At 62.6% G+C, this 24,495-nt stretch carries 22 protein-coding genes; 19 read left to right on the forward strand and 3 right to left on the reverse strand.

What is annotated here, in order from left to right; translation table 11 throughout:
• Positions 1–427 precede the first annotated feature (427 nt).
• From BLJAPNOD_RS24540 to BLJAPNOD_RS24620, 17 genes are all read left to right on the forward strand, one after another.
• The gene (locus BLJAPNOD_RS24540; protein WP_147294580.1) at positions 428–1,246 is read left to right on the forward strand and encodes a hypothetical protein; all 819 of its coding nucleotides are present in this window, start codon (positions 428–430) and stop codon (positions 1,244–1,246) included.
• A 49-nt stretch (positions 1,247–1,295) separates the two neighbouring features.
• Positions 1,296–2,393 carry a carboxynorspermidine decarboxylase gene (gene nspC / locus BLJAPNOD_RS24545; RefSeq protein WP_115421762.1) on the forward strand — a complete coding sequence of 366 codons (1,098 nt, stop codon included), beginning with the start codon at positions 1,296–1,298 and terminating at the stop codon, positions 2,391–2,393.
• Positions 2,394–2,536: 143 nt separating this feature from the next.
• Positions 2,537–3,778 carry a saccharopine dehydrogenase family protein gene (locus BLJAPNOD_RS24550; protein ID WP_115421763.1) on the forward strand — a complete coding sequence of 414 codons (1,242 nt, stop codon included), beginning with the start codon at positions 2,537–2,539 and terminating at the stop codon, positions 3,776–3,778.
• A gap of 346 nt (positions 3,779–4,124) precedes the next feature.
• Positions 4,125–5,450, forward strand: coding sequence for an ABC transporter substrate-binding protein (locus BLJAPNOD_RS24555; RefSeq protein ID WP_115421764.1), 1,326 nt, complete (start codon positions 4,125–4,127; stop codon positions 5,448–5,450).
• A gap of 99 nt (positions 5,451–5,549) precedes the next feature.
• Positions 5,550–6,506: a sugar ABC transporter permease gene (locus tag BLJAPNOD_RS24560; protein WP_199566021.1), complete on the forward strand. Its 957-nt coding sequence runs from the start codon at positions 5,550–5,552 to the stop codon at positions 6,504–6,506.
• Positions 6,503–7,456, forward strand: a complete 954-nt coding sequence (locus tag BLJAPNOD_RS24565; protein WP_077501717.1) for a carbohydrate ABC transporter permease — start codon at positions 6,503–6,505, stop codon at positions 7,454–7,456. Before BLJAPNOD_RS24560 ends, BLJAPNOD_RS24565 begins: the two co-directional genes overlap by 4 nt.
• On the forward strand, positions 7,453–7,665 hold the full coding sequence (locus tag BLJAPNOD_RS24570) for a hypothetical protein (RefSeq protein WP_077501715.1): 213 nt from the start codon (positions 7,453–7,455) through the stop codon (positions 7,663–7,665). Before BLJAPNOD_RS24565 ends, BLJAPNOD_RS24570 begins: the two co-directional genes overlap by 4 nt.
• A 3-nt stretch (positions 7,666–7,668) precedes the next feature.
• Positions 7,669–8,766, forward strand: coding sequence for an ABC transporter ATP-binding protein (locus BLJAPNOD_RS24575; protein WP_115421766.1), 1,098 nt, complete (start codon positions 7,669–7,671; stop codon positions 8,764–8,766).
• On the forward strand, positions 8,759–9,766 hold the full coding sequence (locus BLJAPNOD_RS24580; RefSeq protein WP_115421767.1) for an ABC transporter ATP-binding protein: 1,008 nt from the start codon (positions 8,759–8,761) through the stop codon (positions 9,764–9,766). Before BLJAPNOD_RS24575 ends, BLJAPNOD_RS24580 begins: the two co-directional genes overlap by 8 nt.
• A gap of 55 nt (positions 9,767–9,821) precedes the next feature.
• Entirely contained in the window at positions 9,822–11,462 is a 1,641-nt protein-coding gene (locus BLJAPNOD_RS24585) for a dihydroxyacetone kinase subunit DhaK (protein ID WP_115421768.1), read from the forward strand.
• Positions 11,463–11,495: 33 nt separating this feature from the next.
• Positions 11,496–12,104 carry a dihydroxyacetone kinase subunit DhaL gene (gene dhaL / locus BLJAPNOD_RS24590; protein ID WP_115421769.1) on the forward strand — a complete coding sequence of 203 codons (609 nt, stop codon included), beginning with the start codon at positions 11,496–11,498 and terminating at the stop codon, positions 12,102–12,104.
• Positions 12,101–12,499: a dihydroxyacetone kinase phosphoryl donor subunit DhaM gene (gene dhaM, locus BLJAPNOD_RS24595; RefSeq protein ID WP_115421770.1), complete on the forward strand. Its 399-nt coding sequence runs from the start codon at positions 12,101–12,103 to the stop codon at positions 12,497–12,499. The genes dhaL and dhaM overlap by 4 nt, the downstream gene beginning before the upstream one ends.
• Positions 12,499–12,840 (forward strand): HPr family phosphocarrier protein, encoded by a 342-nt coding sequence (locus BLJAPNOD_RS24600; protein ID WP_077501709.1) that lies wholly within the window; start codon positions 12,499–12,501, stop codon positions 12,838–12,840. Before dhaM ends, BLJAPNOD_RS24600 begins: the two co-directional genes overlap by 1 nt.
• On the forward strand, positions 12,824–14,416 hold the full coding sequence (locus tag BLJAPNOD_RS24605) for a putative PEP-binding protein (RefSeq protein WP_115421771.1): 1,593 nt from the start codon (positions 12,824–12,826) through the stop codon (positions 14,414–14,416). Before BLJAPNOD_RS24600 ends, BLJAPNOD_RS24605 begins: the two co-directional genes overlap by 17 nt.
• 1 nt (position 14,417) lies before the next feature.
• The gene (locus BLJAPNOD_RS24610) at positions 14,418–14,828 is read left to right on the forward strand and encodes a hypothetical protein (RefSeq protein WP_077501707.1); all 411 of its coding nucleotides are present in this window, start codon (positions 14,418–14,420) and stop codon (positions 14,826–14,828) included.
• Positions 14,829–14,888: 60 nt separating this feature from the next.
• Positions 14,889–15,881, forward strand: a complete 993-nt coding sequence (locus BLJAPNOD_RS24615; protein ID WP_077501706.1) for a dihydroxyacetone kinase subunit DhaK — start codon at positions 14,889–14,891, stop codon at positions 15,879–15,881.
• 169 nt (positions 15,882–16,050) lie between these two features.
• Positions 16,051–16,443, forward strand: coding sequence for a hypothetical protein (locus BLJAPNOD_RS24620; RefSeq protein ID WP_115421772.1), 393 nt, complete (start codon positions 16,051–16,053; stop codon positions 16,441–16,443).
• Between the two features lie 135 nt (positions 16,444–16,578).
• Here BLJAPNOD_RS24620 and BLJAPNOD_RS24625 read toward each other — a convergent pair whose 3' ends face one another.
• Positions 16,579–17,490, reverse strand: coding sequence for a LysR family transcriptional regulator (locus BLJAPNOD_RS24625; RefSeq protein WP_199566022.1), 912 nt, complete (start codon positions 17,488–17,490; stop codon positions 16,579–16,581).
• Between the two features lie 169 nt (positions 17,491–17,659).
• Here BLJAPNOD_RS24625 and BLJAPNOD_RS24630 point away from each other — a divergent pair, with 169 nt between their 5' ends.
• Positions 17,660–19,195: an MFS transporter gene (locus BLJAPNOD_RS24630; protein ID WP_115421774.1), complete on the forward strand. Its 1,536-nt coding sequence runs from the start codon at positions 17,660–17,662 to the stop codon at positions 19,193–19,195.
• A gap of 136 nt (positions 19,196–19,331) precedes the next feature.
• Positions 19,332–20,564 carry a peptidase T gene (gene pepT / locus BLJAPNOD_RS24635; RefSeq protein ID WP_115421775.1) on the forward strand — a complete coding sequence of 411 codons (1,233 nt, stop codon included), beginning with the start codon at positions 19,332–19,334 and terminating at the stop codon, positions 20,562–20,564.
• 130 nt (positions 20,565–20,694) lie between these two features.
• Here pepT and abc-f read toward each other — a convergent pair whose 3' ends face one another.
• Positions 20,695–22,317, reverse strand: a complete 1,623-nt coding sequence (gene abc-f / locus BLJAPNOD_RS24640) for a ribosomal protection-like ABC-F family protein (RefSeq protein WP_077501699.1) — start codon at positions 22,315–22,317, stop codon at positions 20,695–20,697.
• A 143-nt stretch (positions 22,318–22,460) separates the two neighbouring features.
• A complete protein-coding gene (locus BLJAPNOD_RS24645) occupies positions 22,461–24,485 on the reverse strand; it encodes a beta-N-acetylhexosaminidase (RefSeq protein WP_077501697.1) in 2,025 nt (674 codons plus the stop codon).
• Positions 24,486–24,495: the final 10 nt, after the last annotated feature.

Below are 24,495 nucleotides of genomic sequence, written 5' to 3' on the forward strand. Positions count from 1 at the left end.
GTTCCGGGCGACGGCCAATGCAGAGTTCGCGGGGGCAGACTTCGCCGGGTTTCCGTTCAACTCGGCGACGGCACGGCGGTCGCTGGACGTTCGCGGCCGAGATCGGACAAAGGCCGCTACCCCACCAACGGCCAAAGGGCCGACGAAGGTGCGGCGGTTGCGCACATCGGGCGCATCGCCTTGACATATGCGCCGTCGCATTTACGATAGTGGCATGTTGATCGTGACTTCATATGCCCTTCGAGAACCCGTGCGCCTCAAAGCGGGATCGTAACCCGGCCGCGGCTTTTATCGTGCGCGACCGGGGCATGTCACGCCATCCCAGCTATCTCCCTACTGGCTGAGACGATGAAATCGATCGCCGCCTCGCGCCGCTTTGAGCGGACTTCCTGATAGCGAGCAGGCTCTAAGTTCTCGACAGCATGCAATGAAAAATCTCCCGCAAACTGACAGCTGGCACTCGGGCGTGTTTACCGAGCTGGACATCGCATCCGCATTCGGCGAGAGCCCGGCGGCGCTTGCCGACCTCTTCGATTGCGACACGCTGGAAGGCGCACGACGGGCGGCCGGCGCATGCAGCCCTAAGCATTTCGAATTCAACGCAACAGCGCGCGTCAGCCTTGCCGTCATCCATGCGCTCTGGTCGCACGCCGGGCTCATGCCGCGCTTGGCCGATCAGGCGCTTTCGAACTGGCCGCAAATCGCCGTTTCGGTCGCCCGCATTGTCGACTTCGAGCCAGAAGTGTCAGAGGGCAGCGGCGCAAGCCGCGAGCCGGCCTGCTCCGCGGATCCCTTCCAGTTCTTCGGCCAGTTTGCCGAAGAACTGCTGCCCGTCGCCATGCTCGACGAGTATATCGACCTGATCGACGGGCGATATCTGCTGTGGCGCAGGCCCAAATCGGATCTGCATGGGATTGCGACAGCGATCCACGCCAGCCAGGAACGCCTTCGTCTCGACCCGCAGGATGCCGTCGCTCAAGCGGATTTTCTTGAGGCTGCGGCCGTTGTCAGGCGGTCGCCCGAGCACGAAATGATCTGGCTCGGCTCGGTGAGAGGAGAGCTGTTCTGTCCGGCGTCGGCGGCAAACAGCGCTTGCCTGCCCGAGCGTTTGCCCACGGCGCCAATGATCGACGAGGCGGGCGATGTCGCAACGTTGGCTACGAATTACCGCTCGAAGCGCTCGGTCAATATCTCGCTTGCCGCCCGTACGATGAAACGGCGAGTGCTCGGGCTGACCGTCAGATAGCCCCCTCGTTCCACCGACACCACAAGCTTCTGAAGACACAAGGCACATCATGATCCAGACCCCGTACTATTTGATCGACAAGGCGAAGCTGCTTCGCAACATGGAGAAGATCGCCTATGTGCGCGAAAAGTCGGGCGCCAAGGCGCTGCTTGCGCTCAAGTGTTTCGCCACCTGGTCGGTCTTCGATCTGATGCGGGAATACATGGATGGCACGACGTCTTCGTCGCTCTACGAAGTGCGCCTCGGGCGCGAAAAATTCGGCGGCGAAACCCATGCCTACAGCGTCGCCTATGGCGACACCGAAATCGACGAGGTGATCGGCCATGCGGACAAGATCATCTTCAACTCGATCGGCCAGCTCGACCGTTTCGCCGACAAAGCCTCCGGCATTGCCCGCGGTCTGCGCCTCAATCCCGGAATGAGCTCGTCCAGTTTTGACCTTGCCGACCCCGCCCGCCCCTTCAGCCGGCTCGGCGAATGGGATGCGAACAGGATCGAGGCCGCGATGGACCGCATCAGCGGCTTCATGATTCACAACAACTGCGAGAACAAGAATTTCGATCTGTTCGACCGGATGCTGTCTGAGATCGAGGAAAAGTTCGGCGCCCTGCTTTCCCGCGCCGACTGGGTCAGCCTCGGCGGCGGCATTCACTTCACCGGCGACGATTATCCGGTCGATGCCTTCTGCGAGCGCCTGAGGACTTTTTCCGGCCGCCATGGCGTCCAGGTCTATCTCGAGCCCGGCGAAGCCGCGATCACGAAGAGCACGACGCTCGAGACCACCGTCCTCGACACGCTCAACAACGGCAAGGATCTGGCCATCGTCGACAGTTCGATCGAGGCGCACATGCTCGACCTCCTGATCTACCGCGAAAGCGCCAAGGTCGAGCCGAATGCAGGTCCGCACAGCATCATGATCTGCGGCAAGTCATGCCTTGCCGGCGATATCTTCGGCGAGTTTCGCTTTCCCGATCCGTTGAAGGTCGGCGACCGCGTCTCGTTCCAGGATGCGGCCGGCTACACCATGGTCAAGAAGAACTGGTTCAACGGCGTCGGCATGCCGTCGATCGCCATCAGAGATCTTGACGGCAGCGTCAGGCTTGTCCGCGAATTTTCCTTCGCCGACTACGAACAGAGCCTCTCATAAAAGCATCCCGCCTTCCGCGAAATCTCGGAAGGCGGACAGGATGCATTGGAATCAAAGGGCTGGAGCGTCCTTGGTGCGTTCTTCCGAACGCACGACGCTCCAAGCTCCTCTCATCCCCGAAGAAAAAGGAAAAAACACCCGAAATGAAAAAGAACGTTCTCATCATCGGCGCCGGTGGCGTGGCTCAGGTCGTGGCGCACAAGTGCGCACAGAACTGCGATGTACTGGGAGACATCCATATCGCATCCAGAACGGTCGAAAAGTGCCGCGCGATCGTCGCCTCGGTCCGCGAAAAGAAGAGCCTGAAGACCGACGTAACACTCGAAGCGCATGCGCTCGACGCCATGGATGTCGAGGCGACGAAGGCACTGATCGAAAAGACCGGGGCCGGCATCGTCATCAATGTCGGCTCCGCTTTCGTAAACATGTCGGTGCTGCGTGCCTGCATGGATACGGGTGCTGCCTATATGGACACCGCGATCCACGAAGACCCGAAGAAGATCTGCGAAACGCCGCCGTGGTACGGAAACTACGAATGGAAGCGTGCGCAGGAATGCAAGGAAAAGGGCGTCACCGCCATCCTCGGCGTCGGCTTCGACCCGGGCGTGGTCAACGCCTATGCGCGTCTCGCCAAGGATGAGTATTTCGACAAGGTCACCGCCGTCGATATCGTCGACATCAATGCCGGCAGCCACGGCAAATATTTCGCCACCAACTTCGACCCCGAGATCAACTTCCGCGAATTCACCGGCGTCGTCTATTCCTGGCAGAACGGCCAGTGGCAGACCAATTCGATGTTCGAAGTCGGCAAGGAATACGACCTGCCGGTGGTCGGCAAGTGCAAGGCCTACATGACCGGCCACGACGAGGTTCATTCGCTGGCGAAACACATGGACGGCGCCGACGTGCGCTTCTGGATGGGTTTCGGCGATCACTACATCAACGTCTTCACCGTCTTGAAGAACCTGGGTCTCCTGTCGGAGCAGCCGGTAAAGACCGCCGAAGGCCTCGAGGTCGTGCCGTTGAAGGTGGTCAAGGCAGTCCTGCCCGATCCGTCGTCGCTGGCACCGAACTATCAGGGTAAGACCTGCATCGGCGATTTCGTGAAGGGATTGAAGGACGGCGAGGAACGCGAAGTCTTCATCTACAACGTGGCCGACCACAGGCAAGCCTTCGAAGAAGTCGGATCGCAGGGCATCTCCTACACCGCCGGCGTCCCGCCGGTCGCCGCCGCCATGCTGATCGCATCGGGCGAATGGGACGTGAAGCAGATGGTCAATGTCGAAGAACTGCCGCCGCGCCCGTTCCTCGATATCCTCAACCGGATCGGGCTTCCGACCCGCATCAAGGATGCGGACGGCGACCGCGCCTTGACGTTCTCCTGAGACCGTAGACCTTCATATCCGACAGGCTGTTCCGCTCGACCTGCCGGCGCATAAACGAGGCCCAATCACCGCAACGTGGTTGGGCCTCGTCGTATTTCGGGGTTCGCGGGACCTCATGGGCCAAACGGATGCACGCTTCAGACGCTTCAACCGTCTTTCAACACGGCCGCGGTGTCCGACCGTGTGTGCACCGCAGCAACGATTGCCGCTTGCGTTGTTTACAAAAATGCTATTCACTAAACATATTGCTAAACATGACACGTGAGGAGTTCATGTGAGCATTCATTGAAGTCGATACCGTTTCGACGCTGGCGGGGAGCCGGCTTTTCAGTTCTGGGAGGAACTCATGCAGATGAAATTGAAAGCCCTTCTCGGGCTCGCCTCGGCGCTTGCCCTGTCGTCAGCCTTGCCGAATGCGGCCAAGGCCGAAGAACTGACGCTGTGCTGGGCCGCCTGGGACCCGGCAAACGCCCTGGTCGAGCTGTCCAAGGATTTCACCGCCAAGACCAAGATCGACATGAAGTTCGAATTCGTGCCGTGGACCAGCTATGCCGACCGCTTTCTCAACGAACTCAACTCCCAAGGCAAACTCTGCGACCTGATCATCGGCGACAGCCAGTGGATCGGCGGCGCGGCGGAGAACGGACACTACGTCAAGCTCAACGAGTTCTTCGACAAGGAAGGCATCAAGATGGATGACTTCGTGCCGGCGACCGTTGTCGGTTACTCGGAATGGCCGAAAAACACGCCGAACTACTGGGCGCTGCCGGCAATGGGTGACGTCGTCGGCTGGACCTATCGCAAGGACTGGTTCGAAAAGCCGGAACTGCAGAAGGAATTCAAGGAGAAATACGGCTGGGATCTCGGCCCGCCGAAAACCTACGATCAGCTGAAGCAGATCGCCGAGTTCTTCCAGAAGCGCGAAGTCGACGGCAAGACCGTCTATGGTGCCTCGATCTATACCGAGCGCGGCTCGGAAGGCATCACCATGGGTGTCACCAACGTGCTTTACGACTGGGGCTTCCAGTATGAAAACCCTAAGAAGCCCTATGAGATGGAAGGCTTCGTCAATTCGCCCGACACGGTGAAGGGCCTCGAATTCTACAAGGCGCTCTACGATTGCTGCACACCGCCCGGCAGCTCCAACGTCTACATGGTCGAATCCGCCGATGCCTTCAAATCGGGGCAGGTGGCGATGCAGATGAACTTCGCCTTCACCTGGCCCGGCCTCTACAAGGACGAGAAGGTCGGCGGCGATCGCATCGGTTTCTTCCCCAATCCAGCCGAGAAGGCGCACTTCGCCCAGCTCGGCGGACAGGGCATATCGGTCGTGTCCTATTCTGAAAAGCGGGATGCAGCGCTTCAGTACATCAAGTGGTTCGCCCAGCCTGACGTGCAGTCGAAGTGGTGGGAACTCGGCGGCTACTCCTGCCTGAAGGCCGTCGTCAACGCACCGGGCTTTGCCTCCAGCCAGCCCTATGCCCAGGCGTTCCTCGACTCCATGGCGATCGTCAAGGATTTCTGGGCCGAGCCGAGCTACGCCTCCCTGCTCCAGGACATGCAGAAGCGCGTCCACAACTATGTGATCGCCGGCAACGGCACCGCAAAGGAAGCACTCGACGGCCTGGTGAAGGATTGGACCGAGGTGTTCGAGGAAGACGGCAAGATCTGATCCCGGTCCCACACGCCGGCATTCTTGCCCCTAAGTGCGGCCCGATCGTTTTTCGGCCGGGCCGCCGCGCAATCTCGACCCAAAAGACCAGGTGACACCTTGACCCTTTCCCATTCCTCCATCGCCGAGACGGCCGCGATGGCGACGCCGGCGCCGATCGCCCGGCGGGTACGCGGCCTCTCCGACAGGGCGATCGCCTGGGCTTTCATCGCCCCCGCCATCACCCTGCTGCTGGCGATCAATATCTTTCCGCTGCTCTGGGCAATCTATCTGTCCTTCACCAACTATCGCGCCAACCGGCCGAACGCAGCCGTCGAAGGCGTCGGCCTTAGAAACTACGAACGCGTTCTGACCGATCCTGATATCTGGCAGGCGATGCAGACCACGGCGCATTTCGTCTTCTGGACGATCGTGCTGCAGACCGTCATCGGCTTTGCGCTCGCTTATTTCATCGATCGCAAGTTTCGCGGCCACGCCTTCTGGACGACGATCATCCTCATCCCGATGATGCTTTCGCCGGCCGTCGTCGGCAATTTCTGGCGCTTCCTCTATGAGCCGCAGATCGGCCTCTTCGCCTATGCCGCCTCGATGGTCACCGGCATTCCGACCTCGGAGATCCGGATGCTCGGCGACGTCTCGCTGGCGCCCTGGGCGATCATCATCGTCGATACCTGGATGTGGACGCCCTACGTGATGCTGATCTGCCTCGCCGGGCTGCGCTCGATCCCCGATTACATCTACGAGGCTGCCGAAGTCGACCGCGCCTCTGCCTGGCGGCAGTTCTGGTCGATCACCGTACCGATGGCCCTTCCCTTCATCATGCTCGCGGTTCTTTTCCGCGGCATCGAGAACTTCAAAATGTTCGACATGGTGACGCTGCTGACCGGCGGCGGGCCCGGGTCCGTCACCGAAGTCGCCTCGATCACGCTCAAGCGTGCGGCCTTCGAAAGCTGGGCAACCGGCCGGGCTTCCGCCTTCGCGATCATTCTCTTCGTCGCGGTGTTCGGCCTTGCCAACATCTACGTCAAAGCCCTCAACAAGGTGAAACAACGATGAGCTCCGCCAACACCGCCCATTCGGTCGTCGCGCCGAGCGACACCAGCAAACGCGTGGCCGGCACGATCGTCATCGTCTACGCCCTGATCACGCTGATCCCACTCGTCTGGATCTTCCTGACCAGCATCAAGTCACCACCGGACTCCATCAGCTATCCGCCCAAGATCGTCTTTACGCCGACGCTGGAGGGCTATTGCAACCTGTTCACGACGAGGACGCGGCAGACGCCTGATTACATCGCCGCCCTGCCGGAACCGACCAGCACCTGCGACGAGGTCACCCGCAAGCGCAACATGGTGATCGCCGGTCCGTCGAACTTCCTGCCGCGCTTTGTCAATTCGCTGGTGATCGCGTTCGGCTCGACCTTCCTTGCCGTCTTCCTCGGAACGCTGGCGGCCTACGGCTTCTCGCGCTTCAAGGTGCCGCTTGCCGACGACCTGCTGTTCTTCATCCTGTCAACCCGCATGATGCCGCCGATCGCCGTCGCGATCCCGATCTACCTTATGTACCGTGAGCTTGGCCTGTCCGACACCGCGCTCGGCATGATCCTGCTCTACACCGCCGTCAACGTCTCGCTCGCCGTCTGGCTGCTCAAGGGCTTCATCGACGAGATCCCGCGGGAATACGAGGAAGCCGCGATGATCGACGGCTACACCCGGCTGCAGGCGTTTCGAAAGGTTGTGCTGCCACAGGCAACCACGGGCATCGCCGCGACCGCCATCTTCTGCCTGATCTTTGCCTGGAACGAATATGCTTTCGCGGCACTCCTGACCTCGGGCCAGGCGCAGACAGCGCCGCCGTTCATCCCGACCATCATCGGCGAAGGCGGCCAGGATTGGCCGGCAGTCGCGGCGGGCACGACCATCTTCCTGGTCCCGATCCTGGTTTTCACCATTCTGCTACGCAAACAATTGCTGCGCGGCATCACCTTCGGAGCGGTGCGCAAATGACAGACCTGACGCGGACACCCACCAAGACCTCTCCAAAGCGGCCGTTCTTCTTCCGGCGCGGCCCGATGGAGACCATCGCGACCGTACTGATCGCCACCGGCTTCCTGATGCTGTTCCAGCCGTTTGCGCTGGTGCTCTACACCTATTCGCTGGTGACGCTGCTCGCAGGCACGGTGATGTTCATCATCGTTTCGAAATTTCCGGAGTGACCAATGGCCGAGATCAGAATTGAGAACCTTCGCAAGGAATTCGCCGATTTCGTCGCGGTCCAGGATTCAAGCTTCGTTGTCAACGATGGCGAGTTCCTGGCGCTCCTTGGGCCATCGGGCTGCGGCAAGACGACGACGCTGCGCATGATCGCCGGGCTTGAGCTGCCGACGAGCGGCAAAATCTACCTCGATGGCGAGGATGTCACCTTCAACCGGGCCAGCGCCCGCGACATCGCCTTCGTTTTCCAGCTCTTTGCGCTCTACCCACACATGAACGTGCGCAAGAACATCGGTTTCCCGCTTTTATCCCAGGGCATGCCCAGGGCGGAAATCCGTGAGCGCGTCGAAGAGACTGCGCGGCTCTTGCAGATCAGCCATATCCTCGACCGTTCCGTCTCGGGGCTTGCCGGCGGCGACCGGCAGCGTGTCGCCCTTGGCCGGGCGATCGTCCGGCGGCCGAAATGCTTTCTGATGGACGAGCCACTCGGCACCCTCGATGCGGAGTTCCGCGAGGTCATGGTTCATGAATTGCGAGAACTGCACAACCGCGTGCACGCAACGACGGTCTATGTCACCCACGACCAGCACGAAGCCATGGCCATGGCCGACAAGATCGCCGTAATGAACCATGGGGTCATCGAGCAGTTCGGCACGCCGCAAGAAATCTACCGCAAGCCGGCGAGCATGTATGTCGCCGACTTCATCGGCTCGCCGCCGATGAACTTCATGCGTTTCACATCGAGCCTGCGAAAGGGAGCTTCCTCCATCTCGCTCAACGGCGTCGACGTCATCGTGCCGGAGATCCACCAGGATACCGAGGAGCGCGAACTTGCGCTCGGCGTGCGACCGGAGCATATCCGCTTCAGCGATGCCTCACCGCTGCGCGGGGCCGTCTACGGCAGCGAATATCTCGGCACCAACCAGGTCGTGGCCATTGAAACCGGTAGCGGGTTGATCAAGGCGCGCGTGCCGGCGAACCGCAATTTCCAGATCGGCGAAACTGTCGGGCTGGAGTTCACCCCCGCCAACCTCGCGCTCTTCGATTGCAAGTCAGGTCGCGCGGTCGCCTCATCGCTTTATTCGGGAGGCCAGCATGGCTGATATTGTTCTCAAGGGCCTCAACAAGCGCTTCGGCGACAACCAGGCCATCAGCAATCTCGATCTGACCATCCGCGACGGCGAGTTCGTCGTGCTCTTGGGACCGACCGGGGCCGGCAAGACAACGACGCTTCGCCTCATCGCCGGCCTGGAAAAGCCGGATACCGGCCGCATCGACATTGCCGGCCGGGATGTCGCCGGTCAGGCGCCGGCCGAACGGGACGTCGCATTCGTCTTCCAACAGTACTCGCTCTATCCGCACATGACAGTCTATGAAAATCTCGCCTTTCCCCTGAAAGCGCCGGTTCGAAAACTGTCCAATGACGAGATCGACCGGCGGGTGCGCGAGATTGCCCGCATGGTGCGGATCGACCACAAGCTGGAAAACCGCTCGACGCGGCTGTCCGGTGGCGAGATGCAGCGCGTTGCCATCGGTCGCGCTCTTGTGCGCAGGCCGTCGATCTACCTGATGGACGAGCCCCTCTCCTCGCTCGACGCCAAGCTGCGCTCGGAACTGCGGCTGGAGCTCAAACGCATCCAGAAGGAACTGGGCTCGACACTGCTCTACGTCACCCATGACCAGGTGGAGGCGATGACCATGGCCGACCGTATCGGCATTCTGGCGGAGGGAAAGCTGATGCAGGTCGGCACACCCCGGGAGATCTACTCCAATCCCGCCAATCTCCATGTCGCCGCACGGCTCGGCCAGCCGCACATCAACCTCTTGCCGGCCGACCTGCTCGAAGGCGCCACACCGCCGGCGGGCACGAAGACGATCGGAGCCCGGACCGAACATCTCGAGATCGCGGTCAACCAGAATACCAACGCGCAAGTCGACTGGATCGAGCATCTGGGCGACCAGAACCATCTGCACATCCGCGTCCGCGATCACAAGCTCGTCACGCTCGCCGATCCCTATATCGAGATCCGGCCGGGCGACCGGATCAATCTGACGCTGCGCGATCCGCTCTATTTCGATGCGGGTGGACAACGGCTCGCCTGAGCCGCAAAGGTCAAACGAAGACGGCATGCAACGACAAACAGACGGGTACCATTCCATGAAACATTTCTTCAATCGTCGGGAAAACATCGTCACCGAAGCGGTCGATGGTCTGCTTTTGACCAGTGGTGCGGGACGCCTTGCCCGTCTGGATACCTTCCCCGAGATCAAGGTGATCCTGCGTGCCGACTGGGACAAGTCGAAGGTCGCGATCATTTCCGGCGGCGGCGCCGGCCACGAACCGTCGCATGCGGGTTTCGTCGGCAAGGGCATGCTGACGGCGGCGGTGTCGGGCGAAATCTTCGCCTCGCCGAGCGTTGATGCGGTGCTGACGGCGATCCGGGCCGTCACAGGCCCGAAAGGCGCCTTGCTGGTCGTCAAGAACTATACCGGCGACCGGCTGAACTTCGGCCTTGCCGCCGAGAAGGCGCGGGCCGAAGGCTTCGATGTCGAAATGGTTATCGTCGCCGACGATATCGCCATACCGGACATCAACCAGCCGCGCGGCGTCGCCGGCACGCTGTTCGTCCACAAGATCGCCGGCTTTCATGCCGAGGCTGGCGAGGACCTGGCATCGGTCGCAGCCCACGCGACCAAGGCGGCCGGAGATATCATTTCGCTCGGCATGTCGCTTAGCACCTGCAGCGTCCCCGGTCAGGCGCACGAAGATCGCCTCGGCGAGGCCGAGGGCGAGCTCGGGCTCGGCATCCACGGCGAGCCGGGTGTCGAGCGGATCGCGCTTCAGCCGGTCGCCGATATCGTCGCCACCATGACTGCGCGGCTTGCGGCAGCGCAGCACAAGACCGGGCCGCACGCGCTGTTGATCAACAACCTCGGCGCCGTACCACCGCTCGAAATGAGCGTCATTGCCAATGCCGTGCTGTCGTCCCCGCTCGCCGCCAGCGTCAAGCTGATCGTCGGGCCGGCGCCGATGATGACGGCGCTCAACATGAACGGTTTCTCGCTCTCGCTGATTGCGCTCGACGACAGCCGCGAGGCGGCGCTGACGGCAGCGGTCGGACCGCACGCATGGCTTCCCGCTGTCGAACGCCACGCCATCGTCGTTCTTCCCGCACCGAAGGTCGCCGCCAAATCCAATGGCGCGGTTGCAGCCAGCGACGACGAGCGCACCAAGCGGCTGATCGCGGCGCTCTGCGAACATCTGGTTTCGCTCGAGAGTGAGCTCAACAGGCTCGACGGCCGTGTCGGTGACGGCGACACGGGCTCCACGGTTGCCACCGGCGCGCGCAGCGTGTTGGCGAGGCTCTCGGGGCTGCCGCTGAAGCAGCCGGCCGCGACGCTGGCCTCGATCGGCGACATCCTCAGCACCAGCATGGGCGGATCGAGCGGCGTGCTCCTGTCGATCTTCTTCACCGCTGCTGCCAAGGCGATGACGGAAAAGCCGGATATCGCCGCCGCACTTCTTGCCGGGCTTGACCGGATGACGTTCTATGGTGGCGCCGAGGTCGGTGATCGCACGATGGTCGACGCGCTTGCCCCGGCGCTCAAGGCCCTGACCTCGGGCAGCGTTGCGGCGGCGGCTGAAGCTGCGGCGGCCGGCGCCGAATCGACCAGGACCATGAAAAAGGCCAAGGCCGGACGTGCCTCCTATGTCGGCGAAAAGGATCTCGACGGCGTGCCGGATCCGGGCGCGGTTGCGGTCGCCGGCGTATTCGAGGTCGCGGCCGCCATGGCATAAGGCGGCGAAGCGGTTGGGAGGGCGCTGGTGCAGATGGAACCGATGCTGATTGCCGGGTTGATCGAAGTTTGCCGTGCGACCATCGCGGCAAACAGCGACCATCTGTGCGCGCTCGATCGCGCCATCGGCGATGGAGATCATGGCACCAACATGCAGCGCGGTTGCGAAGCCGTCAGCGCCGAGGAAGCCAATCTTACCAGCCTGCCTCTGCCCGATGCCGTCGAGAAGATCGGCCTGACCCTGGTGATGAACATCGGCGGCGCCGCCGGGCCGCTCTACGGCACATTGCTGATGGAAATGGGCCGCGAACTTCGGGCTGAGGAAGCCGATGACGCGTTTCCAATCATCCTGAAGCGCGCCATTGATGCGGTAGCTCGGCGCGGCCGTGCGGCCGTCGGCGACAAGACGCTGCTCGACGTGCTCTATCCGGTGCAGGATGCGCTTGCGCACCGGTCCCGGCTGTCGGATATAGCCCGCCGGGCAGAACGATCCGCCGGCGATACCGCCCCGATGAAGGCAATGCGCGGACGCGCGGCCTATCTCGGCGACCGTTCGATCGGACATGTGGATCCCGGCGCATCCAGCTGCGCGCTGTTGACGATGGCGATTTGCCGATACCTTGAGGAGAACCGTCCGGAATGACCGCAACGACCGTGAACGTGGGCATCGTCATCGTCTCGCACTCGCCGCTGGTGGCGCGAGGCATCGCCGACATGGTCAGGCAGATGGTTGGCGACAGCGTGCCGCTCGCCTGGTCCGGCGGCAATGTCCAAGGCGAGCTCGGTACCGATGCCGCGGGCATCCTGCGCGCGATCGAAGACGCCTGGTCGGAGGCGGGCGTCGCCGTCTTCGTCGATCTCGGCGGCGCCGAGACCAACAGCGAGATGGCCATCGAAATGCTGGGCATGCCCCGAGCCGCCAAAGTGACAATCTGCAACGCGCCGCTGGTCGAGGGCGCGGTCATGGCCGCAGCGGAAGCGTCTGGCGGGGCGTCCCTTTCGAAGGTGGTCGCGACCGCCGAGGAGCTGTCGCCCTGATGAGCGGATCGAGACTAACCATGGGAGAGGTCGAGCCATTGGCCGCCACATGCCAGACGGAAATCGAGGTCAAGCATGGCGTGGGGCTGCATGCGCGGCCGTCCGTGACCTTTACCCGGCTTGCGAAGTCGTTTCCGTGCTCGATCGAAGTCGCCGTCAACGGCAGCGACATCTGGCTGAACGGCAAGAGCATCATCAAGATCATGGGCGCAAGGATCAGGAAGGGTTCGATCCTCAGGATCCGGGCGGACGGCATTCTTGCCGAGGAAGCGATCCGCGCGCTCAAGGAACTCATCGAGCGAAACTTCGATGAAGACAAGAAGCATGGCCGAACCACGTAAGCTCCGGGCGACGGGCGCCTCCCCAGGTATCGCAACCGGCCCGGTCTATCTTGCGGACAGACCGGCATTGGTCTCCGTGCCTGTTGCACCAGGGACATCGGGCCCAGGAACGCTGGCGGAGGCCGTCGAAACAGCGATCTCCGCGCTTCAGGATCTCGCCGATCGGGTGGACGGCGACAGCAGGGATATCATCGACTTCCAGATCGAGGTCTTGCGCGATCCGACGATCGCCGAAATGACCGAAGAGCGCGTCAGTGCCGGAGAGCACACCGTCTTTGCCTGGGTGGCCGCCATCGATACCCATGTTGCCGAACTCGAGGGCGCCGATGAGGAAGAGGTGCGCGCCCGCGCCGTCGATATCCTCGACATGAAGAACCGCGTGCTCGGCATCTTGTCCGGCACACCGGTCGAAGACTTTCCGGCCGGCTCGATTTTCGTCGGCAAGGACATCGAGCCGAGCCGGTTCCTGGGCCATGATTGGTCCGCCGGGGGCGGCATCGTGCTTTTTGGCGGCAGCGCCGCCGGCCATGTCGCGCTGCTTGCTCGCGCGAAGTCTATCCCGATGGTAATCGGCTGCGGGCGATTTGACGTGGCCACAGACAGCCAGGTGCGGATCGACGGCGATGCCGGCATGGTCTTTCTCGATGCGCAAGCAGAGGGTCTGTCGCCTGTGCCGGCTCGCGTGCCGCCACACACCGATGCGGCTGCCATCGACCATGGCAGTCTGCAAACATCGGATGGCGTCTCCATCCAGTTGTCGATCAATGTCAACGACCCCTTGGAGATCGACGGCATCGATGCGGCAACGGCTGCGGGGATCGGATTGATGCGCTCGGAATTCGCCGTGCGCTCACTTGCGGACGCCGCCAACGAAGACAAGCAGTTCCAGATCTATCGTCGCGCGCTGGAATGGGCGGGTGGCAAGCCCGTGACGATCCGCATGCTCGACATCGGTGGGGACAAGCCACTCGCGGGCCTTGATGACGATTCCGGCGCCATGGGCATGCGTGGTATCCGGCTGCTTCTCGCCCGACCGGAAATCGCCCGGCTTCAGGCCCGCGCCCTCTTGCGTGCAGCCCTGTTCGGCAAACTGCGTGTGCTGCTGCCGATGGTGACTTTTCCTTCCGAGATCGACAACATGCGGCAGATCTTTGCCGAGGAAGCCGCGCTGCTGCTTCGCCGCAAGATAGCCCATCGCCTTCCACAAATCGGCATGATGGTCGAAGTGCCGGCCGCAGCGCTGATGCTCGATACCTTCGAGAACGCCGAGTTCTTTTCCTTCGGCACGAATGATCTCGCGCAGTACCTGGCGGCATCTGCCCGCGACGGATCCGACATCAGGGCTTATCGCGACAAGGCGGCTCCGGCCGTCCTGCGCCTCATAACCCAGGCGATGACACTCACCGCCGGCAAGCCCGTCAGCATATGCGGGGATATGGCTGGCAATCCGTCCTTCCTGCCGGCGTTGCTTGCGGCAGGGCTCAGACATTTTTCCGTGGCGCCGGCACAACGTCCCGCGATAGGATCGGCGCTTGTCGGTTTGAATGCCGACGGGACCAGGGCAGCCGGAGACTAGAATGGCGCGCGAAGACAACGAAGACGCCATCATCGCCTACAAAACCGTTCTGGCGCAGATCATCGACAACCGGCCATCCGGGACGCGCCAACGGCTCGCGACCGAGCTTGGAAAACACCGCAGCTTCGTCACGCAGATCACCAGCCCCACCTATGCGACGCCGCTGCCGGCCCGTCATCTCGCAACGATCTTCCGCGTCTGTCATTTCAGCGCTGCCGAGCAGGAGCGGTTCCTTTCCGCCTATCAGGCTGCGCATCCTGGAAAACTGCCGGAGCTCGGATCGTCGGAAAAGCTGCGTCACCTGTCCCTGATGGTCCCCGATTTTGGCGACGAGCGGCGGAACCGGTTGCTGGAGGAAGCGATCTCCGAACTCGTGCAGAAGATCGCCGCGATCTCGGGTGGGTCGGAATGAGGTCCATATGCAGGCCACGCCGCTGAACGGTAGCACAGTCGCCGCCTTGGGAGGGGCTCGATGAAGAAGTTTATGAACACTGCGGAAACCATGGCGGCCGAAAGCGTCGAAGGCTTCGTGCGCGCCCATGAGTCGTTCGTCGTGTTCGGAGCGGACCGAAAATGCGTTCGGCGGCGGCACCTTCGGGCCGGCAAGGTTGCCGTCATATCCGGCGGCGGCGCCGGCCACGAGCCGATGCATATCGGCTTCGTCGGCCAGGGCATGCTGGACGCAGCCTGCATCGGTCACGTCTTCACCTCGCCAACGCCGAGCCAGATCATCAGCGCCATCGAAGAGACGGATACCGGCAATGGCTGCCTGCTGATCGTCAAGAATTACGACGGCGACATCATGAACTTCGAGATGGCGATGGAGATGGCGGCCAGCCGCCACGACTTCGAAATGGTTGTTGTCAGCGACGATATCGAAACGCCACGGGTGGGGGAAGGTCGCGGACGCCGCGGGGTTGCCGGAACGCTCATCGTCGAGAAACTGCTAGGTGCTGGTGCCGAGCAAGGCATGCCGCTTCAGGCGCTGAAGCGGCTCGGAGACGGATTGAGCGCGCGGATCCGGTCGATGGGCGTCGCACTCAACGGCGTGACGGTTCCGCACACGCAACGCACCACCTTCGTCCTGGGTGCTGCCGAGATGGAAATCGGGATCGGCATCCATGGCGAGCCCGGGCATTCGCGGCAGCCCTTCACCGCCTCGGACGCAATCGTCCACCAGCTCTGCGAAACGATCGTCGGCGACATCGCGATGCAGCCCGGCGCCAAGGCGCTGCTCTTCGTCAACGGCCTTGGCGGAACCCCACCTGCCGAGCTTTACCTGGCGTACAACGCCGCCCGCCGCTTCATGGAGGAGCGGGGCATTGCCATTGAGCGCTCGCTCGTCGGGACCTACGTCACCTCGCTCGACATGCAGGGCCTGTCGATCACGCTCGCCCTTCTGACCGAGGAAGAGTTGCGATTGTGGGATTCCCCTGTAACGACCGCGGCGCTGCGGTGGTCGTAAACCAGAACCTCAAGGCCTTCTTTCACGGATGGGGATTGGCCGCCCTTACCGATTGGTCCGCACGGGCTCGATGCAATCACTGACAGGCTAAACGCTTCATTAACGCGATTCACTTAGCTGCCCGTACCCCGGCGTCTCGCCGGCTAACCACGTATGAGTTGCAAGTGACATGCCCCCATTGACTGCCCCGGTTCACAATTTTCATCAAAAGATTGCATCGTTTTGCGAGCTGCGGCTCGCCCGCGCCCTTCCCAAACACGACTACGACAACCTCCGCCACTACATGCTGGACTTCGTGGTGAGGCGGGCAATGCCACCGCAGACCGGCAACAAGCTCGACTGGAGGGAAATCGGCGTTGCCTGCGATCTCGACGACGACAGTCTGCGGATCACCAAGCGCCTCGCCAAACACGGCTTCGAGGCCATCATTCGCTGGCTTAAGGGGCCGAGCGCCAACAAGCCCGACAGAAAGCCACCGACCGGCCAGGGCTGGGTCAAGGCGCCATCGGCGCCGGCGCGCCGGATCGGCCTGGAGCAACGGCGCTTCGGCACCACGCGGTAATTTTCCGCCCATGGCGCCCCCGAAATCGCTTTTGATTCAGGCCGGGACGCCGCAGACTTCAGCGCTGTAGCTTTTTTTTAATCGTTACATAGCGCCAGCGGGCAAGGCTTCCACGATCGGTCTCGCCCGCGGCACTCAGGATGCCGAAAGCTCGATCTTCGGCCAGACCTTTCGAGCCGACGAGTCGTCGGCCTCCATCGTCGCGGCGTGTCGCTCCCGGAAGGCGGCGGCAAGGGTTTGCAGGGCCTTGCGGGATCGCGCGTCGGTCAGGGTCGAATGCAGGACGATCTCCGAAGATGGAAGCGGCGGCAGGCCGAACTGCTTGCTGACTTCGATCGTGTCTGATGGCGCAAGGCGACAGGAGAAGGGGCCGACGGCGAGCCCCGCCGAGACGGCGGCGTTGACAGCCGTCGATACGCCGACGAACACTTCCACCCAGGGAACGCCGGCCGCGTCGAGCGCGCGTGTCGCAATATCGCGCACGCCACAAAGCGGCGCCAGCGCTGCCAGGCGCAGCGGCTCACCGGGTGCGCGCTTGAAGCCAGGAGACGCGAACCAGCCGAAATGCTCCGGCCCAAGCGTCTCGCCGTCGCGCCGATCCTCGTCGCGCCGGATGATCACGGCATCGAGTTCTCCACGGTCGAAGGCGCCAAGCAGGTTTCGCGACGTTTCCAGTCGGACTTCGATGCACAGTCCCGGGTCGTGGGCATAAAGCCGCGCCAGCAATGTCGGCACTTCGGGTCCGGCGACGTGCGCCGCAATGCCGAGGCCAAAGCGGCGGCGTGTCGACGACAGCCCGGCCAGCGCCCGCTCATGGGCGGCGAGGAACTCGCGTGCACCTGCGATGAAGACGGCGCCCTGCGCCGAGAGGCGAACCTGCCTGGGCGTCCGCTCCAATAGCCTGACGCCAAGCCGATCTTCGAGCCGCTTCAGCTTGACGCTGATCGCCCCTTGGGTGCTGCCGAGAAACTCCGCCGCGCGGGTAAAGCTTTGAAAATCGGCAATCGCGACAAAGGCCTGCACCGCATCCACATCCAGCGTCGTCATCGCAATCATCCGATTTTGTTATCTCTGAAATAGCTAGCCATACAATTCAGTTGTGATCAAGACCCGCCTATGGTGCCCCTGCCCAAGCGATATCAATTCGGGCGGAGCGCGTGGAAGGGCCGGGACCGGCTTTCCGCGAAGCCCGCCGCAGCAGCGAAAGACCGCAAGCATGAACGAACCCATAACCCGCCGCAGTGCGCTGGCACTGGCAGCCGTCTGCCTCTCCTCGCTGATGTTCGGCCTGGAGATTTCGAGCATTCCGGCGATCCTGCCAACGCTGGAGCAGGTGCTCGGCGCAGATTTCAAACAGCTTCAATGGATCATGAACGCCTACACCATCGCCGTCACCGCGGTTCTGATGGGGGCAGGCACATTGGCCGATCGCTACGGCCGTAAGCGCATCTTTGTCGCCGGCATCGTCGCCTTCGGCATCGCCTCGCTGATCTGCGGGCTGACCGAAAACACCTCGGTGTTGATCGTCGCCCGCTTCCTCCAGGGCATGGCCGGCGGCGTGATGCTCATCTGCCAGATCGCCGTGCTGTCGCAGCAGTTCCCGTCCGGTCGCCAGCGCGGGATCGCTTTCAGCTGGTGGGGCATCGTCTTCGGCATCGGTCTCGGCTTTGGACCGATCGTCGGTGGCGCGACGGTCGCGCTCCTGAGTTGGGAATGGGTGTTTCTCGTCCATGTCGTGCTTTCGGGCATCACAATGGCGCTTGCGCTCGCGGGCGTACAGGAGTCGCGTGACCCTGACGCCGAGAGCCTCGACGTCGCCGGGATCGTGACGTTGTCGGCCGCGGTCTTCTGCATCGCCTACTTCATCACGCAAGGCCCCGAACTCGGCTTTGCCAGCCCGACCGCGCTGGCAATCCTCGGTGTCGCCATCGTCAGCCTGATCGGCTTCGTCGTTGCCGAGAAAGTCAGTGCCCGGCCGATGTTCGATTTTTCGGTGTTCCGCATCCGCAGCTTCTCCGGCGCGCTGTTCGGCTCGATGGGCATGAACATCAGCTTCTGGCCGTTCATGATCTATCTGCCGATCTGGTTTCAGGCGGGCCTCGGCTATGACGGCGTGACCGCAAGCGTAGCACTTCTCGCCTATACCCTTCCCCCACTCGTCGTTCCGCCCTTTGCCGAACGCTTGATGCTTCGCCTTCGTCCAGGAATCGTCATCCCCGCAGGTCTGTTCACGATCGGTCTTGGCTTTCTCATGATGAAAATCGGCGCCAGCGTCGAGAACGCCAGCTGGGCGACAATGCTGCCGGGATGCGTGTTGGCGGGCATCGGTCTCGGATTCACCAATACCACGGTCACCAACGCCGCAACCGGCGCGGTCACCCCCGAACGGGTCGGCATGGCCTCGGGCATCGACACCAGCGCGCGGATGATCTCTCTGGCGATCAACATCGCGCTGATGGGCCTCATCCTGGTCGAGGGTGTGCTGTTCTCGCTGCAAAGCTCGCTTTTCGGGCAGACAGCCTTCGCCGACCTCCGCACGCTTGCCGAAAAGATTTCCGCCGGCGGCATGCTGTCTTCGGACTATGGCCTGTCGCAGAGCGTTACTCATGCGGCACTGCGGGATGGTTTCGGCTGGGTCATGCTCTACGGCACCATTGGCGTCTGGCTCTCTGCCGCCGCAAGCCTGCTCGTCTTCGGTCTCCGCCCCAAGGCGGAATCGGCCCTTGAGTGTAGAACGGTAAAATCGTTGTAACGCACGTCGCAGATCAAGCGCCGCCTCCACCGCGTCGACAAAACCCGTCGACGCGGTGGAAAGCCCATTCACTGCGGCACCGGCGATGCGCTATAGCGGGACTATCGTTGACGCAGATATATTGGACACATTGCCCATGACCGACACTGTTATCGATCGCTTCCTCCGTTACGTCGTTATCGACACCCAATCGGATGCCAAGTCGAAGACCACGCCCACCACCGAAAAGCAGAAGACGCTCGGCCGGCTTCTGGTCGAAGAGTTGCTGGCGATGGGCGTATCGGACGCGCACCTCGACGAACACGGCTACGTCTATGCCACCATTCCGTCGAACGTCGACAAGCCGGTTCCAGTCATCTGCTACTGTTCTCATATGGATACGGCGCCGGACTTCACCGGCACCAACGTCAAGCCGCAGATCGTCAGGAACTACCAGGGCGGTGACATCCGGCTGACAGGCGATCCGCAACAGGTCATCCGCGTCAGCGAGCATCCTGTATTGCTCGACCAGATCGGCAACGACATCATCACCACCGACGGCACCACTCTTCTGGGCGCGGACGACAAGGCCGGCGTTGCCGAGATCATGTCGGCAGCGCAGGTCCTGATGGACAACCCGGATATCAAGCACGGCACCATCCGCATCCTCTTCACGCCGGACGAGGAAGTCGGCCGCGGCGCCGACAAGGTTGACCTTAAGAAGCTCGGTGCCCAGTTCGGCTACACCATCGATGGCGAAACCGCCGGCCACATCGAGGACGAGACCTTCTCGGCCGACGGTGTCGAGATCACGGTCGCAGGCGTTGCCATCCATCCGGGCTTTGCCAAGGGCAAGATGGAAAACGCCATCAAGATCGCCGGTGCCATCATCGATCGCCTGCCGAAGGACATCGCGCCCGAGAGCACGGAAGGCCGTGAAGGGTTCATCCATCCGACCGGCGTCACCGGCACGATGGAAAAGGCGAGCCTCAGCCTGATCGTCCGTGATTTCGAGGACGAGGGCCTGGCGACCAAGGAAGCCATGCTCGAAGGTATCGTAAAGGATGTGATCGCCGCCTATCCGGGCTCGTCCTACTCCTTCGAGGTCAAGCAGCAGTACCGCAACATGAAGGCGATCCTTGCCCGCAATCCTGAGATCGCCGACAATGCGCTGGAGGCCGTGCGCCGCGCCGGCATGACGCCGGTGCGCGGCAGCATCCGCGGCGGCACCGACGGCTCGCGCCTGTCGTTCATGGGCCTGCCCTGCCCCAACATCTTCGCCGGCGGCCACGCCTTCCATTCGCCACTCGAATGGGTGAGCCGACAGGACATGGAACGGGCCGTCAAGACATTGGTGGAACTCGCCAAGGTCTGGGAAGAGCGCGCCTGACGCCAAGCATCGAAGCCGGCGCAACGGCTTCGATATAAGGACTTCAATAAAGAAAGGGCCGAAGCACATTGCGCGCATCGGCCCTTATCGTTTCGGACAATTATCGCGGCAAGGCCGCGATCGATCGAAATCAGCTGCGCAGGCCCGGCGCTTCCTGGCCGGTGCGGGCGACATATTCCGTATAGCCGCCGCCATACTGATGCACGCCCTCGGGCGTCAGCTCCAGCACGCGGTTGGACAGGGCCGCCAGGAAGTGGCGGTCGTGCGACACGAACAGCATCGTGCCCTCGTACTGCTCCAGCGCCTTGATCAGCATTTCCTTGGTATCGAGATCGAGGTGGTTGGTAGGCTCGTCGAGCACCAGGAGGTTCGGCGGATCGAACAGCATCATCGCCATGACCAGCCGCGCCTTCTCGCCGCCCGACAGCACCCGGCAGCGCTTCTCGACGTCGTCGCCGGAAAAGCCAAAACAGCCGGCAAGCGCGCGGAGCGGCCCCTGGCCGGCCTGCGGGAATGCGTCCTCCAGCGACTGAAACACCGTGCGCTCGCCATCGAGCAGGTCCATGGCATGCTGGGCGAAGTAACCCATCTTCACGCTGGCGCCGAGCGCGACGCTGCCCTCATCCGGATCGGTCGAGCCCGTCACCAGCTTCAGAAGCGTGGACTTGCCGGCGCCGTTGATGCCCATGATGCACCAGCGCTCGCGGCGGCGAACCATGAAGTCGAGGCCCTCATAGATGCTGCGCTCGCCGTACTTCTTGTGCACGTTCTTGATGTTGATGACGTCTTCGCCCGAGCGCGGCGCCGGGCGAAACTCGAACGACACGGCCTGCCGGCGCTTGGGCGGCTCGACCCGATCGATCTTGTCGAGCTTCTTGACCCGGCTCTGCACCTGGGCTGCGTGCGAGGCGCGCGCCTTGAAGCGCTCGATGAACTTGATTTCCTTGGCGAGCATCGCCTGCTGGCGTTCGAACTGCGCCAGCTGGTGCTTTTCGTTCTGCGCCCGCTGCTGTTCGTAAAAGCCGTAATCGCCCGAATAGCTGTTGAGCTGGCCGCCGTCGATTTCGACCACCTTGGTGATGATCCGGTTCATGAACTCGCGATCGTGCGAGGTCATCAGGAGCGCGCCTTCGTAGCCCTTGAGGAAGGCTTCAAGCCAGATCAGGCTTTCGAGATCCAGATGGTTGCTCGGCTCATCGAGCAGCATGACATCAGGGCGCATCAACAGGATGCGGGCCAGCGCGACGCGCATCTTCCAACCACCGGAAAGCGCGCCGACGTCGCCGTCCATCATCTCCTGGGAGAAGCTCAGGCCCGCAAGCACTTCGCGCGCGCGGCCTTCGAGCGCATAACCGTCGAGTTCTTCGTAGCGCGCCTGCACCTCGCCGTAGCGCTCGATGATCGCGTCCATCTCGTCCAAACGATCCGGATCGACCATGGCGGCTTCAAGCTCGTGCAGTTCGGCGGCAACGGTGCTGACCGGCCCGGCACCGTTCATCACCTCGGCAACAGCGCTACCGCCCGACATCTCGCCGACATCCTGGTTGAAGTAACCGATCGTCACGCCCTTATCGACGGCGACCTGGCCTTCGTCCGGCATCTCTTCGCCCGTTATCATCCGGAAGAGGGACGTCTTGCCCGCGCCATTGGGGCCGACGAGGCCGACCTTCTCGCCCTTGTTGAGGGCGGCGGATGCCTCGATGAAGAGGATCCGGTGGCTGAGCTGCTTGCTGATATTCTCGATACGAATCATATTTTAGGGGCCCGAAACGTTGCGGCGCCCTTATGTCACGGGTGACGGCCACGCCGCAAACGTTGATTCGCGACCTCTGCCCACCCAAAAATGCAAGGGGAGCGAGGCATCAAATTGCTCCGACGCCCCGTTCAGCCGGACGATTACTGCTCGGAATAGAAGCCGTAGAGAACCGGCATCAACCCGACCAGTGCCTCGAAGCGTTTGAAATTCTTGCGCTCCGGGCGGGTCCAGCCGGTTTCGGCGAGAGCCGACAGCCGTGGGAACACCAGGCGGTCGAACACGCCGCGATCGGTCATCGGCTCGGACCAGATGCAGCATTGCAGCCCGCGCAAATGCTTCTTCTGCGCTTCCGTCCAGCCTTCGATCGGGTCGAACAGATACAGTTTTTCCGGATCAGACCAGCCGGCCCAGCTGCCGCCGGGCTCGGACCAGGCCGGGCTGTTGGCCATGTCGAGATAGTAGACCTGCCCCGGGCAGACGACGATATCGTAGCCTTCGCCGGCTAACTCGGCGTTGGCCTCGACCGTCCGCCAGCCGAATAGCAGAGATTTTTCCTTGTCGATGACGTTGCCATGAGCCGCCTCCTGCCAGCCGCCGGTGACGCAGCCGCGACTTGCAAGGAAGCCCTGGACACGGGCGAGGAACTCCGCCTGCAGCACGGCGGCACCCGACCCGTCGATCTCGTCGGCGCCATGCGTGTTGGTGACGACATTCAGCCGCTTGGCGTGAGCCGCCGCCATTTCGTCGCCGGCGACCGTCCGCAGACGTTCAAGCGCCTCGGGCGAACCTGACCAGGCCCCGAGCGGCACCTCGTCGGCACCAACATGGATGATCTTCGACGGGAAGAGCTCGATCAGTTCGTCGAAGACGACTTCGAGCACACGATAGGTTTCCTCACGCACCGGGTTCAGGCAATTGTCCGGGAAGCCTTGCACGGAATAATAGCTGCCGGTCTCATCGGGATCGCGCAGCTCGGGAATGGCCTGCAGCATCGCGAAGGAATGGCCGGGCACGTCGATCTCCGGCATCACTTCGATACCCAAAGTCGCCGCCAGAGCGACGATCTCGCGGACGGAGGCCTTGGTGTAATAGCCGCCGGTCACCTGCGGGCCGGAGCCGAGCAGCGGCGGGATCTTGCGGCCATGGCCGCGCCAGGCGCCGATCTCGGTCAGCGCCGGATAGGCGTCGATCTCGATGCGCCAAGCCTCGTCGTCGGAGAGATGCCAGTGGAAGCGATTGAGCTTGTTCCAGGCCATCAACCTGAGGAACCGCGAAACCTCGGCGGTGCTGTAGAACTGACGGGCGACGTCGAGATGCGTGCCGCGCCAGCCGAGCGCCGGCTCGTCCCGGATTTCGCCGCCGGCCGGAAACAGGAACGTGCCGGAATGAAGCTTGGCACCGCGCAGGATTTGTCCGAGCGTGATCAGGCCATAGAGGATACCGATGCGCGTCCCGCCGGTCACTGCGACGCCGGCCGGTGAGAAGCGGATGAGATAGCCTTCCTCCGCAAGGTCGCCGGAGAGCGACAGCGTTGCCGGAAGGCCACCTTCCGCCACCGGCCGGACAAGCCCTTCGACCGGGAACAGGCTGCCCGTCAGCTCGGCAAACGCCTGCGCTGCAGCTTCGGCTTCCGCCCCCTCCGGCGCAAGGTCGATCCCTGATGGCGGCGTCAGTCGTCCGGAGACGGACACCTCCTGCGGCCAGGGCACGACGGAGACCGCGACCGGGGCGACCTTCGGCACGGGATAGATGACAGCGCCGCGTTTCAGCTCGGCATTGTCGCCGTGGGCGCGCGACGGCACGACGGAGATCGGCGCGGTGCTGCCGTCGGCAAGGACAAGGTAGGCGGAGTTGGCGCCGTCGGTCCAATGCTGCGGCGCAAAGCTCATGCCATGCGCCTTCACGGTCCACACGCTTCCAGGCTCAAGCACCAGATCGGCCGGCGGCGCGAACTCGGAATGGTTGGAAAGCCGGCTCAGCAGCTCCCCTCCTTCGACAACGGCAGCGGGGTCGATGCGGGCCGGTCCCGAAACGCAAAGGCGAAAATCCTTCAGCGGACGATCGGAGGCGTTCGTCAATGTCAGCGAATAAACCGCTTGCGTATCCGTCTTTGCCGGCGTCCAGAGTGTTTCCAGCCGAAATTCCGGTTTTGTGGCGATCGTCATCATCATCTCC

This window comes from Ensifer sp. M14, assembly GCF_003355565.1.
Classification (GTDB): domain Bacteria; phylum Pseudomonadota; class Alphaproteobacteria; order Rhizobiales; family Rhizobiaceae; genus Ensifer.